14 protein-coding genes are annotated in these 14,254 nt (G+C 33.3%); 8 read left to right on the top strand and 6 right to left on the bottom strand.

The window, feature by feature from the left end:
• Nucleotide 1 precedes the first annotated feature (1 nt).
• Complete coding sequence (gene tilS / locus ACFEL1_RS05625; protein WP_375330774.1) at nt 2-1,438, bottom strand: tRNA lysidine(34) synthetase TilS; 1,437 nt, start codon at nt 1,436-1,438, stop codon at nt 2-4.
• Nucleotides 1,438-1,845 carry a hypothetical protein gene (locus ACFEL1_RS05620; protein WP_375330773.1) on the bottom strand — a complete coding sequence of 136 codons (408 nt, stop codon included), beginning with the start codon at nt 1,843-1,845 and terminating at the stop codon, nt 1,438-1,440. Before ACFEL1_RS05620 ends, tilS begins: the two co-directional genes overlap by 1 nt.
• 262 nt (nt 1,846-2,107) lie before the next feature.
• Here ACFEL1_RS05620 and ACFEL1_RS05615 point away from each other — a divergent pair, with 262 nt between their 5' ends.
• Together ACFEL1_RS05615 and ACFEL1_RS05610 are read left to right on the top strand one after the other, a co-directional pair.
• Nucleotides 2,108-2,788, top strand: coding sequence for a palindromic element RPE2 domain-containing protein (locus ACFEL1_RS05615; RefSeq protein ID WP_375330772.1), 681 nt, complete (start codon nt 2,108-2,110; stop codon nt 2,786-2,788).
• A 497-nt stretch (nt 2,789-3,285) separates the two neighbouring features.
• Complete coding sequence (locus ACFEL1_RS05610; RefSeq protein WP_375330771.1) at nt 3,286-4,827, top strand: Npt1/Npt2 family nucleotide transporter; 1,542 nt, start codon at nt 3,286-3,288, stop codon at nt 4,825-4,827.
• Nucleotides 4,828-4,875: 48 nt separating this feature from the next.
• On the opposite strand, the gene cyaY is transcribed toward ACFEL1_RS05610, so the two are convergent.
• Together cyaY and mltG are read right to left on the bottom strand one after the other, a co-directional pair.
• A complete protein-coding gene (gene cyaY, locus ACFEL1_RS05605; RefSeq protein WP_341761779.1) occupies nt 4,876-5,187 on the bottom strand; it encodes an iron donor protein CyaY in 312 nt (103 codons plus the stop codon).
• 2 nt (nt 5,188-5,189) lie between these two features.
• Nucleotides 5,190-6,158: an endolytic transglycosylase MltG gene (mltG, locus tag ACFEL1_RS05600; protein WP_375331559.1), complete on the bottom strand. Its 969-nt coding sequence runs from the start codon at nt 6,156-6,158 to the stop codon at nt 5,190-5,192.
• A gap of 254 nt (nt 6,159-6,412) precedes the next feature.
• On the opposite strand from mltG, the gene ACFEL1_RS05595 reads away from it, so the two are divergent.
• The 6 genes from ACFEL1_RS05595 (at nt 6,413) to ACFEL1_RS05570 (ending at nt 12,238) form a co-directional block, all read left to right on the top strand.
• Complete coding sequence (locus ACFEL1_RS05595) at nt 6,413-7,129, top strand: hemerythrin domain-containing protein (RefSeq protein WP_375330770.1); 717 nt, start codon at nt 6,413-6,415, stop codon at nt 7,127-7,129.
• Between the two features lie 319 nt (nt 7,130-7,448).
• A complete protein-coding gene (locus ACFEL1_RS05590; protein ID WP_375330769.1) occupies nt 7,449-9,290 on the top strand; it encodes a DnaA N-terminal domain-containing protein in 1,842 nt (613 codons plus the stop codon).
• A gap of 283 nt (nt 9,291-9,573) precedes the next feature.
• Nucleotides 9,574-9,774: a hypothetical protein gene (locus ACFEL1_RS05585; RefSeq protein WP_375330768.1), complete on the top strand. Its 201-nt coding sequence runs from the start codon at nt 9,574-9,576 to the stop codon at nt 9,772-9,774.
• Between the two features lie 254 nt (nt 9,775-10,028).
• Nucleotides 10,029-10,565: a hypothetical protein gene (locus ACFEL1_RS05580; protein WP_375330767.1), complete on the top strand. Its 537-nt coding sequence runs from the start codon at nt 10,029-10,031 to the stop codon at nt 10,563-10,565.
• A complete protein-coding gene (locus tag ACFEL1_RS05575; protein WP_375330766.1) occupies nt 10,531-11,973 on the top strand; it encodes a hypothetical protein in 1,443 nt (480 codons plus the stop codon). The genes ACFEL1_RS05580 and ACFEL1_RS05575 overlap by 35 nt, the downstream gene beginning before the upstream one ends.
• Nucleotides 11,974-12,049: 76 nt before the next feature.
• On the top strand, nt 12,050-12,238 hold the full coding sequence (locus tag ACFEL1_RS05570) for a hypothetical protein (protein ID WP_375330765.1): 189 nt from the start codon (nt 12,050-12,052) through the stop codon (nt 12,236-12,238).
• A 92-nt stretch (nt 12,239-12,330) separates the two neighbouring features.
• Here ACFEL1_RS05570 and ltrA read toward each other — a convergent pair whose 3' ends face one another.
• Both ltrA and ACFEL1_RS05560 read right to left on the bottom strand, forming a co-directional pair.
• A complete protein-coding gene (ltrA, locus tag ACFEL1_RS05565; RefSeq protein ID WP_410521702.1) occupies nt 12,331-13,950 on the bottom strand; it encodes a group II intron reverse transcriptase/maturase in 1,620 nt (539 codons plus the stop codon).
• Nucleotides 13,951-13,956: 6 nt separating this feature from the next.
• Entirely contained in the window at nt 13,957-14,121 is a 165-nt protein-coding gene (locus ACFEL1_RS05560; RefSeq protein ID WP_375330763.1) for a hypothetical protein, read from the bottom strand.
• Between the last annotated feature and the right edge of the window lie 133 nt (nt 14,122-14,254).

The following is a 14,254-nucleotide window of genomic DNA, read 5'->3' as shown; positions in this document are numbered from 1 at the left end:
CCTAACAGAAATGCGTAAAACGCGATATAAAATTGGGAGAGAAAGAAACACTAAGACTTCTCCTCAAACCTTGGTCATTATAATACGATATATGGGGTATGGCTATAACTTTTTCAAGTATCTTGACTACTGGTAGGGTGAATAAAATAGCTATATGATTGTTAAAACTTGCGTCTTTCAGTATTTTAAAATCTAAATCTTGCCTTATTTTACTATAATCCTTGATCGTTAGGTTACTGATCAAATAGCCTGAATTATTAGACCTCTTGTATAATTCTACTCCTGCTGGTAATTTGGACGTCGGGGCTAGACTCGAATCCTCACATACGTTTGAGTATGATGTGGTTCTGCGTTCCGGATCTCCTGCAAATTCCTGAGCTAGAGCGAATTCTAAAAGAGGTCTATTGATATAGAAATGAAATCTACCATCCCATGCATCTACATTATTAAGCCTAATATCTATAGGTAAATTCCTACCAAATTCTCGGTAAATTATTAGATTATTACTAATTTTTTTAATCACGCAACCATGGAGTGTCTTAATAAAGTCTATTTTTTGTTGTAATAGTTCTGTTATCATACTTATTGAGCCTGATCTACTAGTGCGGTTTTTACCGCTAATAATGATAAGTACAAAACTGATTACCTGTAGTGTTATTGCACTAGAAAATTCTGCAAACTTTAATAAATTTACAGTAGCAAAACCAAAATCATAAATTTTTACTGATTCTGCGATGCAAGCAATCAATTCCGGTTGCCATTTCTCTTCTACTACTTGGTTAATTCTAGATTGTTGAGAAGTTATTTGATTCTTTATATATTCTCCTTCTAGGGATAGCTTTTTTCTAATGATATTTCGTTGATATTTATCAGATTTATTAGATTCATCTTCAAACCATTTTATATTATTGGTAACTAAATATGCAATTAACTGTTGTTTCGGAATGTTAAACAATGGTCTCACTATTTTAACATTATTATACCAATTAATATTGCTAGCACTAAGTCCAAATAGACTACTTTTTTTTTCTAATCTCAGACAATAATTTTCAATATAATCATCCAAGTGATGTGCTGTTAAAATTGTCAATATATCTAATTTGCTACATAAATCAGTCATTAATTTATAACGACCTTCTCTAGCCCTTGCTTGTAAATTAGAAAAATTATTTTGGTGATCGAAATGAAGCTGGTGATATCTATGTCCCAATTTATGGCTTAAGTCTCGTACATACTCATGCTCCAACTTAGCCTGCTCTCGTAAATGATGATTAACTAACATCACTACTAGCTTAATACTATTAGTGCTAGCCCATTTATGTGTTAACATTAAAAGGGCTATGGAATCAGAACCACCTGAAATAGCCAATGCGATAGACCTAAGGTGAGGTCTATCAACTAGCTTTTCAATATTCTGCTGAAATTGTTCATAAAGCATTATTTAGGCAAATCTTTTTTGTCAGATTTTTTCTCAATAGAGCTAGTATCCTCTTGGTTTTTATCTGAATTTTTGCTTAAGGATAGTATTCTTTTTTTATAGTCTCGTTCTTTGGCAAGATAATTTTGAGCTTCTTGTGAGATTTTTTTATATAATTCACGTTTTTGGCTATTAATTTTAGCCACTTCTATTCTATATTTTGTTATTTCTTCTCTTAGTTCTGCTGAAATTCCCGCAGCATAAGACTTGAAATCATTCTCAATTTTTTGTAATTCATCATTAGTGCCACTACTACTAATATTAGTTTTATTGGCATTTGATTTTGCAGTTGTTGTACTTGCTAAGCTATTTGAAATTAGTAATAGTAATCCTATTATAGTAGTAATTAATCTATTTTTTTTTATCATCATATGCTCCTAAAATGTTTTTATATATTTTTTGCTAAACGTGAAATCTAGCAAAATTTAATATACACTATAATAATCCTATTTAGTCAATCATAAAGATACTGAAATAATCTTTTTAACAGCAAATAATATCATAATTTTTAATATATTATTATATTTAGAATATTAGCTATTAAATATAATAATTTCATTTGATATTAATCGATATTTTATGTAAAGTAGTTGAATGCAACAAATTTGTTAATGTACAAGGAGGAAGAATATGGGACGTAACAAACATAATCAGGGAGACTGGGCTAATCATTTCCGAAAATATAATTTTTCAAAACAAGATAAACCTCTTTCTAAAGAAGTAGAGCCTCTTAAGTTATATACAGATAAAGATATGCTGTTATTGACAACTCTTTCTATGATTCGTCCTAACTCGATAGATGATAAAGATAATCTGTCAGCACATTATATTGCAAAACGTGCAATAAGTGAGGGTTACACAAATGCTGGTTATACATTAGAAAATACTACTACTCCTAAACATAATACTCCTGAAAAATCAACTTCTCACAATCAGGATATAGTCAATTCAGGAGGATTTGGTGCTAGGAGCGATAGAGCGACGCCTATATGTAATAGGCAAGCGACGAGTGACGACGTCACCAACTTCTCATCAATTGACTATAGTGGGACAATAATGTTAAGCATAGGTAGCACAGCTACTGGTTGTGTTATTATAGGTTTTGTTGGGATTGCTGCATGCAAAGCATATAAAAGTTTTGGCAGTAAGAAAAAAAACGTTAATCACCCAACAGAAGTATGTAAAAGTTCTGATAGTAAGAACGAACATGTTGATTACTCAGTAGATACTAACTTGTCAATAATAACAATGCCACTAGAAGAGATTCAAGATATATCTTTAGCAGGTAATACAACAACGCAGGTAGAATAGTAATAAAAATAAAGACCTCTTGCATAATTCTACTTCTGCTGGTAATTTGTGCGTCGGGACTAGACTCGAATCCTCACGTACGTTGAGTACGCTGCGGTTCTGCGTTCCGGTCCTCCTACAAATTCCCTAGCAGAAGCGAATTCTGCAAGAGGTCTAATATTAGTATCAATTCTTCGCTGCTTTCAAGAATTATTTCTTGAAAGTAGCATGGATGAGCCGTAGTCACGTATATCTAATTCTAGAAGGTTTTAGGCAAAAACGATCATTCCTAGCTAAAAGCGGGAATCCAAAAAATAACCTGCAAAGGCTATTAGATATTATGGATTCCCGTTTTTAGTATAAGAATGATATCATGAGCGGCAAAACTTATGTTTATATCAACTATTGATTATAATTTTTAATTACCCTGCTCAAATTCGTGCTTATTCTTCTTGACACTAAAGACAATAAGCTTTAATATGTAGCCCTAGCCAATAAATAAGTAGGTTAGGCCTTATATGGCAGTCATTTCTAGAATTCTTTCGTATTTTTCTATAACTCACAATACATCCTCACCCTCAAAATTAACAAATAAATTATTAGAATATATTTGGCCTGTTGAAAGACATGAATTATCCAAATTTCTATATATAACATTATTGATGTTTTGTATTTTGTTTATACAAAACATTATCAGAGCCTTAAAAGACAGCCTTGTTAATACTATGATTGGTACTGAAACTGTATCATTTCTCAAATTTTGGGGTGTTCTTCCTTCTTCATTTCTAGTCATGATGATCTATGTAAAATTAGTAAATAACATGAAAGGTGAAAATATCTTCTACCTTATACTGTCAATTTTTCTAATATTTTTTGCCTTATTTGCTTTTTATATTTTTCCTAATCATACAATATTTCATTTGAGTAGTGAGCATGCAAGCATTTTAATAAAGTCTTATCCTAATTTGAAGTGGTTTATATTACTTTTATCTAATTGGAGTTTTTCCCTATTCTATATTATAGCAGAATTATGGCCAGGTGTGATGTTTGCATTACTCTTTTGGCAGTTTGTTAATAATGTCACTTCGGTAGAACAATCGAAAAGATTTTATCCTTTATTTGGACTCTTGGCACAAACAGGTATTTACATATCAGGCAAGTTTTTAGAAAATTTAGCTTATTTAAATCAATATTTAATTAGAAATTTTGACTTAAAACATACAAATACAGAACTTTCAGTACAAATTATCTTAGTCTGTGTACTTGTTCTTGGTATAATAGCAGTGGCAACTTTTTGGATGTTAAACCATAAAATATTAGCTAAAGATCAGGTAGAACAACTGAAATTTTCGGTCAAGAAGCAATCAATAACTCTTGTGGAAAGTTTTAAAATGATTATCGCTTCAAGATATATTAGACTAATTGCTACACTACTTATTTGCTATGGCATAGCTATAAATCTAGTTGAAGGACCTTGGAAGGCATCAGCTGCAAAAATTTATAAAACGCCAACTGAATTCGCTGCTTTTGTTGGCAACTATCTAAGTATTACTGGCATATTTACTATTCTATTTGTTATTCTTGGTTCTAATATTGTAAGAAGGTTGGGTTGGTTTACAGCAGCAATTATAACGCCAATAATGGTTTTTGTAACTGGTATGTTATTTTTTGCAGTATCCGACTTTGATGGATTTGCTGCCTTAATTGTGGTTAGCTTTATGTTAACCGACCCTTCTTTGATTGCTATTACAATGGGACTGATCAATAATGTGTTAAGTAAATCAAGTAAGTATACTTTATTTGATTCTACTAAAGAAATGTCATATGTTCCTTTAGATACTGAACTTAAAACAAAAGGTAAGGCAGCTGCCGACATAATCGGCACTAAGCTTGGAAAGTCAACAAGTGCATTTCTCCAATCTTTAATATTTATTATTATGCCTTCTGCAACTTTTCAATCCATCTCTATCTATTTAATGGTAGTCTTTGGTATAATCTGTATCATATGGATTTGGACAGTTAGAGAATTAAGTAAAGAGTACAATAATATAACATCATGAATCTTAGACATTATTCCTTAAATCTAAGATAACAACTAATAGCTACAACTAATAGATATAATTTAGCATATTAATTTTTAACTCCTGCTCTAAAATAACAATTAGATCATCAGAGGATTTTGATTTCCATTTACCAGCAACATAATAAAAATGGTAAGGACCACTAATCGGTGAAGATAACCAAATTTCTTTAGCAGCTGAGTGTTTGTTAATAACAAATACTCCTTGGTTAGTAGTTAGGGTTAGAATATCACCTTGAAAATCAATATCGATAAGACAATTCTTATCTTCTGCCTCAATTGTATCGGCAATTAAAGATATTGTTTTTTCAGCCAATTTGGCAAATTCAGTATTGTCCATACTTAATGCTCCTTTAAACTTTTGCGATACATCTCAACGTACTTATTGTGATCGTTAAGGTTATTGGAAAAATTATGCCCTCCCATAATGTTAACAACAAAATATAATGAATCAATTTTAGCAGGATTTACTACAGCTTCTAAAGATTTTATTCCAGGGCAAGAAATAGCTCCAGGTGGTAAATTAAAGACATAATATGTATTATAGGGTGATTGGATAGCTAAGTCTTTTTTAGTTAATCGCCTTGCTAGTTTATATTGCCCAAGTGTTATAGCATAAATCGTCGTTGGATCTGCTTGCAATTTCATATGTTTGGTAAGGCGATTTAGAAATACAGCAGCAATCAAAGGTTTTTCTGCGTCTAAGCTAGCTTCCTTCTCCACAATGGACGCTAAAATTAAGACGTCAAGACGGGTTTTTAATGGGGAATTGGGTGATAATTTTTCCATGACTTTGTCAAGATGCAGGGACATTAATTTTCGCATTTTATCAATGATCTGCTCTTTTTGATCACCATATGAAAAAAAATAAGTAGATGGCATTAAAAATCCTTCAGGAATTGTTCCTAGAATCTTACCAATTAAGCGTTCTTCATTATTAATCTTTTGTATTATTTCATGTACAAGCATACCCTCAGGTATAATCATTTTATGAATAATCGATTTGCCACTGGACAATATTTTTAAAGTTTGCATTGGAGAAATATTTTGAGTAAAAGTATATTCCCCACTTTTTATAGGATGTTTTAATGAATATATTTTTGTAAGAAATGCAAATAAATAAGGATATTTAATGATTTTGTTATCATTTAATATCGTGGTAATTTGATCAATCGACAATTTAGGCTTAATTATTAGAGTTTTACTTTCTGCAAGTAAACCAGGTACAAATAAGTAAAATATACAAAAATTGATTCCGCTGATCAGCAAAATCAATGTAATAGTTACAAAAACAAATTTTATTTTTAGTATTTTCTTAAACAAGCTATACCTAATTAGAATTAGATGATTTCAGAAGATTATAACATAACCTCAACTATCGATGTAATAAATTAATAATAGGCGAAACAGTAATATAGGTAGTGATAACATTTAAATAATATGTTATGATGCAGATAATTAACATTCATAAAAATTATTAATATGCAAATACAGAAATGCTATCGCGTTATTTTTCAAACCTATGATCAATCTAATCCTCTAATTTAGTTAAGGAATATAATCAAATGCTAAGATATGATTTGTATAGAAGTGTACATAAGTTCATTCGTAAGAAGCTGTACCAGTTCGGAGAGGAGCTAGGTAAAACAGATTTTCGAAAAATAGCAGCTGTAATTGGTATTAAAGATTCTTTTAATAATATTGCATTTGATCTAAAAATGCATGCACAAAAAGAAGAAAAATATTTTACCCCATTGTTTAATGAAAAAGGATCAACCGTGCATAAGCATGTTGAACAAGTACATTACGACCAAGAAAATGAGCTGATGGAGTTTCAGGGGATTTTTGAAAATGCGATAAAAACAGTGAATGATGAAGAACGGGTTATACAGGGCTGCCATATCTGCTCCTTATATGATAAGTTTTTGTCTAACAATCTTCTGCATTTTTATCAAGAAGAAACCATATTAATGCCTGAATTATGGCATCTTTATTCTGATAAAGAGTTGCAGCAGGTTACCGTAGATAGTTATAGAGGTCTGCCTAAACATGTTTTATTAGATAGCTCGAGCTTCTTCCCGGTTTTGAATTTTCTTGAAAAACGTACTTATTTACAAGATATTAAAGAAGCTTGCTCACCTGAAATGTTTCTTGAAATTTGGAAACGTACATTAGTCTCAGAAGGCTGTTTCACTAATGATGAAAAATCCACTTTCGCCATGGAGTTTGATTTGCCCTTAAAAGGCACTACTGCAGACAGTACAGAACTTGTAAAACTGTAATATATTTAGTGATTTCAACATATTTATGCTGCATTTAATACAGCAGTTTGCCACTTATGCGACTCATTTTCAAGCTCTTTTCTCTCTCGAAGTTGAGTCGCAAAACTGCTTTAAGAATGCATTTTTCTGATATTCTAGCCAGGAACGTAGGGTGTGTTTTAAAAATTTCCTTCCAACCCGTATATATATTATCGTTTCAGCAATCTTATGATTCTCTCAAAAAATTTCTATACTGTTTTTATAGTGTTTTTTTAGCAAAACTCCCCAAATTTGACATACAAAATAGTCTATTTTTAACCGTTTTTCACGGGGAGGAAATATGACAGAATCGTTAATTTTTTCCGACAACTTAATTGAAAATCCTGACGCTATTTTCTATAATATAGTCGGTAATTTTGTCCCGCCTGAGTGGCGAAATCTTACCAATAATTGTGGTAAACAATTAAGTAAAACTTCTCGTCAACTTCTATCTTTGATAGTTTCTTGCATAAAAACTGGTAATTATAGAAATTCGGATGAATTACAAGAAGGCTATCATTTTTTTCAACAAGAGCTTGGAGTTTGTCAAAGACGGGTAAGGCAATGTCTAGTAGAATTAAAAGACAGTGGTTTTATTGATATTTATTCAACTACAATAGTTAAACATAATGTTAAATGTCCTAATATTTTATGTGTCAAACTAGTTAAAAAATTTATAAATCTTCGTAAAAATAATTGTGACCCTAATCAACAAAAAATTTCAGGTCAACCTGAAATAAATTACAGCTTATGGCAAAATATTCAGCCTAACCCGCAAAAAATTTCAATTCAACCGGAAAAAAATTACCACCCAACTGTAAAAAATTTTCAAAAAAACGCATCTATATATAATATATCTATAATATCTAGATATGGAAAAAATCAAGAAAATTGTGGGCAAGTCTGTGGACAAACCGTGTCAGAGCCTGAATCAACTGAGGAACAAAACATTAATTTTCCGCTTGAGGTAACGGCAAAAAGAGGTGAACAAAGTTTGTCAGAAGTTGAGTCAACTACGGAGCAAAGCTTTGATTCATTGCCGGAGATAACGGTAAGTTCAGGTGAACAAAATCTGTCAGAAGTTGAGTCAACTGAGGAGCAAAGCGTTAATTTACCTACGGAGGTAACGGTAAGCTCAGTAAATGAAGCATCACCCTGCAATTCCTCTGAGGCAGCTCCAACTGATGACGAGTCAGACTGCGATTCAGATTCCGATTCAACAGGGGAATCTTCAGGAAATAGCGAAGAGCAAGAAGCTAGTGGGAAATTGCCTAGGTGGCTCAGTGATATTACCAAACAGGCTAAAGGCTGGTATTCACCTAGGAAGCTAGAGATGTTTTACCCATTGAGCGGAGAAGATGCTGATTGGCTAAAAAGGAAAACAGGTCGTAATTACGAATTGAGTTACGTCAACAAGCTGTTGATTAAACATAGCGTGGACTCTCCTAATCGTCTCTTTCCCTGCAAGCAAGCAGTACTGAATTACATGAAAAAAACTTTGATTCATGAAATGCGTCCACCAGCTAAGGTAAATAACCCAAACTTTAACTTCGATCTGAACAATGCTACTAAGACTAAGACAAGAAAGGCTTATTTGCAAAAAATAAGAGATAGTAAGGGCGTTAAACCACTGAATCAGTTGCAACGCAAGATTGTTGAAGCTTTTGAGCATCAGCCTAGTACTGCTTATCAATTACTGAAGAGGTGCAGTTTTTTTGGAGTATGTGACGATGAATACAAGATTGATCTAGCGGATATCTCTTTGTCAGAAACTGACAAATGCACATTGCTCAAGACAGTGCAAGAGGTATATGGCAAAGATGTTCAGCAATTGCGTATTACCAACAAAAGAGAGGTATCGGATTATCATTTAGAGCTAAGTGGACTAAATCCAGAGTCAGTATGGTATAAAGTAAGGAAATATTTGTTAAAGTTATACGGTGAGAACTTGGACAAAGCTTGGTTTAGCAAGTTAGAAGCAGTTGAAGAAGATACGACCTGCAATAAGCTTATTCTCAAACCAGCTACTGCCTTTATTGAGCATTGGATTAGGAGTAATTACAGGAGAGCTTTGGAAGATGCGTGCCATAGCCAAAATTATACTTTTGAGTTAATGAAAGTTGATAGCATGGCTAGACTGTAAGCTATAGCAAATAGCACTTAAAGCTATTTTAAATATGTTTATAAGAGGATTTTAATTTTTAGCTAAAGGTGGGTATGTTAAAAACAAATAACACTATTGTACGAGTCTGTATTTGCGAAATTTTAAGGTATTATTGCAATAACAAACGAAAGTTTGAATTGGTAGTTAAGTTGATGAAACTAATTGTATTAAGCGAGAAAAAAATGATTACAAATAAGTTAATAATAATCAAGAATTATTTAATTAGGGTTGAAAACACTATAAAAACACTACAGAAGGTTATTTGAACTTAGAGAAGATGAGAGTAATGCACCTTGTGGATACATCACTATCTTCTTATGAAGAAGATGGGGTTACACTAAATTCACCATCTATAGCTATTTTGCCAAGATTTTTAGCAAATTTTGTCACTTTTTTACATTTTTTGGCAAAAATTGTTCGCGGAATCACCCGGGGGGTGGTAGCTATGCAAAATGGGGTATAGGGGGCGTCACGCGAAAAATTTTTTTTAGGTAATTAATCACTTGTTATAAAAAATTTCCACTTTTGTCAATTTTTTATATCTTAAAAAAAAAATTTAATAACAATATAAAAAATAGAAAATAAAATGTTGACAGCAATTTTTAGTTGTGATACACTGCAAAATATAAGGGGGATATTTTCAATTAATTAATTGGCAAAAAACCTGAAAATCAGGTATAATAAAGGGAATTATAAGGAATTTTTAAAGAGATGTACATGATCAAAAATTATGGTTTGTTTGAAAAATATTTAGCAAAGATATCATCTAGTACCATTAGTAAGTTTGGTTCAATAGATGATATCTCTAATTTCCTATTATATCTTTGTGAACATGGTAACATCGTTATTGCAGCTAAGAAGGCTGATTGTATTTCACCACTTAGGTTGCACCGAGTTATTAATAGCGATAAATATTTAACCAAATGCGTCAATTTAGCTTTAGCCATTGCGGTAGATAGAGCAGAAGGGGTGTTATATGATAGGGCAATTAACGGTTATGAGGAAGTGACTTATAACAAGGATAATCAGGCAATAGCTACTAAGAAAAAATATTGCTCTAAGTCTTTGCTGGAATATCTTAAAGCCAATTCGCAAAAATATCAAACAAGGAAGCATGATGCTAGTTACCATAGGAAAAATAGTGATGAAGCTGAGCAGGCAGCAAAAGCCCGAGAAATAGCAAAGATGATAGATGTAACTAATTTTGAAATAGAATCGTATGAAGCAGAATATGCACTTGCCAAAGGACAGTAAGACCAAAGTGATGAAAACTATTAGTAAAGCTAAAGCCAGCAAAGAGCTTTCTAGCTCTGCTTCTAAAAGTCTTAAATTTCCGGTGGATTGGTCACCCTATCCATTTCAGTTGCCTTTGTGGAGATATTTATACTCGGGTGGTAAGAAAGCTATAGCCATTTGGCATAGAAGAGCTGGTAAGGATATTATGGGTATTAACTGGATCACTGCTAGTGCTATTCGAGAAGTTGGCATTTATTGGTATGTCTATCCTACCTATAATCAAGCTAAAATGAGCATATGGGATGGTATGACATTATCGGGGCATCCTTATATGTCATTTATTCCTAAAGGGATTATTGCTCGTAGTCAGCAATATAAGCAACGGATATTATTTAAAAATGGTTCAGTGATTCAGTTTGTTGGTAGCGATCGTTATGCCACTATCAGGGGTAGTGGTATTAAAGGAGCAGTTATTTCGGAATATTCCTATCATGATCCACGAGCTATGAGTTGTGTTATAGAGCCGATGGTAATTCGTAATAATGGCTGGTTGCTTTATTTGTATACCCCTTCTGATAATCCAAAACTTGTACATGGTGAAGAATTATACCGGAAATACCAAGATAGTCCGGAAGTATTTTGCCAAATAAAAACTATTGAAGATACTACTGATCATGAGGGGCAGCCATTAGTTGATAAAAACAAGTTGACTTCAGTCGACATGAGTAACGAAGAGATTCAAAGAGAGTTTTATTGTGACTTTGCTGCTTATCGTTACAAGAGAGCTGATCAAGGTGGTACTTTTGTTGAACAGTTACGACTAGCTGAAAGTCAGGGGCGTATTGGCTATGTGCCATATGACCCAGCCTATCAGGTTCATACTTACTGGGATATAGGAATTGTTGATTATACGGTTATTTGGTTTGTTCAAGAAAAAAAAGATTCTATCGATATTATTGACTTTTATATGAACAGGGGTAAGGATTTAGAGTTTTACTTGAATCATTTAAGAACTAGACCCTATCAATATGGACGTAACGTATTGCCCCATGATATGAGTCGAAGACAAATGCCAACTTTGGATACAAGATTACAACAAGCTAATGAGGTAGCAGAGAAAGTGGCCTTCTCACCCTTTGCTATTGGCAGGAAATATTTGCGAGAAGAGATGATAACTAAAGCAAGAAATTTGCTAGGCACGTGCCGAATAGATGCCGAAAAATGTCAACGTGGCATTAACGGACTTTTCGAGTTTGATGCTACAAAAAGAGGAGTGCATTCTAATTCATCTAGAGCAACTGATATAACCGAGAGCTTTTGTTATCTTGCCATGGATGTTAAAACTGGTAATGAGCAACAACAATCGCAATATAATATATTACAATATCGTAAAGTAATGAATGATTACAATGCGTTGGAAAGATGATGGAGCAGAAGAAGCAAGAATTGATGATGCAATAATAGATAATGGTAATTAATAAATAATTAAGGCAAAGTAATATATGTGGCCAATATTAGGTTTACTAGGACTTGGTGCTTTAGCGGTTGGTGCATCTAGGAACAGGTACATTACTGGAGCTGATACATCAAGACAGAAGCGTCTCTATAATGAGTCACGAGATCGTTATAGTAGTTATGCGAGTGAAGAGTCGGGTAATAGAGAAAATGTTACCATTTTCTCTGTCCCCTAAGAACCGTACATGACAGTTTCCCGTCATACGGCTCAAGCCTCTTTAAGCCCAATTTCTTTAGAACCAGCTTCAACATCTGTGCATAAAGAATTTTATTTGAATCTCGGATTATGAACTTGTTTATGACAATTAATGTGAAGCATCATTAAATTAGAATTCCTATTATCTCCACCTTTAGACTTTGGAATGATATGATGTATATCCCAGTCAGTTTCTAGAGTTATTACTTGCTTACAATTCGGACATTTACCTTCTTGCTTATTCCATAATTTTTGCAATGTCTGGTCTCCTGCTAAAGAGTTATACATTTTATGTCCTAATCTTTTCTCAAAATAACCATCCCATTCTTTATCATATGGATTAGCTTCAGATAAAATCTTTACATGTCGCTTAATAGGAAGTTTAGCTGGGTCAACTAACTTATAGATTACTGGTTTTTCACCTGATTTTGGTTTGACACCTTCACAAGCAAACCTCCAAGTATCGCCATTTATAAGTTTAAAATATTTATGTTTAACCCAACTACTACTCTTATTTGGATGCCTACGTTTAGCCCATCGCCATAAAATCTTAAATATCTCATGCCTTAATTTACTAAAACTCTCTTTAGCAACTATATGTCTATGGTACAATGTCCAACCTCTGATAATGGGATTGAGCATAGTAATCAATAGAACTTGTTTAATCATCTTGTTATCTTTAGCCACTTTTCTTATTTTTCTTATGACAGTTTGTAAGCTAGTTTTAGATGGCTTAGTAAGGAATTTGCCATTATATTTGCGTACATTCTGCCCCAAAAAATCAAAGCCTTGATCAATATGAGTAATTCTAGTTTTAGCTTTTGATAGTTCAAGTCCTCGCTCTTGCAAGAATTGTTCAACTATCGGCAAAACAAGATTTTCTAATTGCTCTTTAGATCTGCCTGTGATAACAAAATCATCTGCGTATCTTATATAGTTAATCTTATGAGTTGGCTTTCTTGAGGATATTTTTATCGGAAACTTTTTAGCTAATAATTTACCTAACCCATCCAGTGCCATGTTTGCAAGTAATGGCGATGCTATGCCCCCTTGCGGAGTGCCAGTTTCAGTAGGATAGATATTACCAGCTTCCATATATCCAGCTTTTAGCCACTTCTTTAATATAGTTTTGTCCATTGGGATGTTATCAAGAAGCCATTGATGACTAATATTATCAAAGCACCCCTTAATATCAGCTTCCAATATCCATTGAGCAGATTTTCCTGTAGATAGTACAATATAACATTGATGTATTGCATCTGCAGTTGAGCGCTCCGGTCTAAAACCATAAGAATGCCTATCGGCTGTTATCTCCGCAACTGGTTCTAACGCCAACTTATATAAAGCTTGCATGGCTCTATCTTTCATAGTAGGTATACTTAAAGGTCTACGTTGTCCATTTGCTTTAGGTATATAAATCCTTCTAAGAGAAGCTGGGTTATAACCATGTTGCCTCAAGTTAGTAATTGCTTGAGATTTAAGTTCTGGAGTGTTCCAGATTTCTCCGTCTACCCCAGCAGTTCTTTTTCCTCGATTCTCAATCACTCTTCTCACAGCAATAGCTTTCCCGCTAAAAGAGTGGGTTAGTAAGCGTTGTAAGGCTTTAACCTTACCCCATCTACCTTCCTTCGTTGCCTTTACGATACGCATTTGATGACTTTTAACAACTTTATTGCATTGACACCAATTAATATTGTGTCAATTCCTATCATTATCAGTAGACGCACTAGCTGTAATTTGACTTACAACCACCATTTGCTTTCCTCCTTTAAAAGTTTCATCAAATTCTCTCGTAATAAGAGACCACAACGGAAGTCTGCCCGCTTTCGCGTGGAATAATGTTTCAATCCCTATCTGCTTCATTACAAAACAGCATTTGCTTTCTCCGTCTTTCCTCTACCTGCACCTCTATCAGCTCCTCTTACGATTCACCTTCCCTAAAGGGAAGAGATACAGGCTTACTGTGTTTTGCTTATGTAACAGTAAATGGGTTAGG

The organism is Candidatus Tisiphia endosymbiont of Oplodontha viridula (assembly GCF_964264865.1).
Classification (GTDB): Bacteria; Pseudomonadota; Alphaproteobacteria; order Rickettsiales; family Rickettsiaceae; genus Tisiphia.
This window is presented reverse-complemented; position numbering and strand designations above follow the sequence as displayed.

Coding starts and splice junctions, on each gene's coding strand:
- ACFEL1_RS05580 (WP_375330767.1), top strand. CDS start 10,029: ATGATCAAAAATTATGGTTTGTTTGAAAAATATTTAGCAAAGATATCA.
- ACFEL1_RS05610 (WP_375330771.1), top strand. CDS start 3,286: ATGGCAGTCATTTCTAGAATTCTTTCGTATTTTTCTATAACTCACAAT.
- ACFEL1_RS05615 (WP_375330772.1), top strand. CDS start 2,108: ATGGGACGTAACAAACATAATCAGGGAGACTGGGCTAATCATTTCCGA.
- ACFEL1_RS05590 (WP_375330769.1), top strand. CDS start 7,449: ATGACAGAATCGTTAATTTTTTCCGACAACTTAATTGAAAATCCTGAC.
- tilS (WP_375330774.1), bottom strand. CDS start 1,438: ATGCTTTATGAACAATTTCAGCAGAATATTGAAAAGCTAGTTGATAGA.
- ACFEL1_RS05560 (WP_375330763.1), bottom strand. CDS start 14,121: ATGAAGCAGATAGGGATTGAAACATTATTCCACGCGAAAGCGGGCAGA.
- ACFEL1_RS05595 (WP_375330770.1), top strand. CDS start 6,413: ATGCTAAGATATGATTTGTATAGAAGTGTACATAAGTTCATTCGTAAG.
- ACFEL1_RS05620 (WP_375330773.1), bottom strand. CDS start 1,845: ATGATAAAAAAAAATAGATTAATTACTACTATAATAGGATTACTATTA.
- ACFEL1_RS05570 (WP_375330765.1), top strand. CDS start 12,050: ATGTGGCCAATATTAGGTTTACTAGGACTTGGTGCTTTAGCGGTTGGT.
- cyaY (WP_341761779.1), bottom strand. CDS start 5,187: ATGGACAATACTGAATTTGCCAAATTGGCTGAAAAAACAATATCTTTA.
- ACFEL1_RS05575 (WP_375330766.1), top strand. CDS start 10,531: ATGAAGCAGAATATGCACTTGCCAAAGGACAGTAAGACCAAAGTGATG.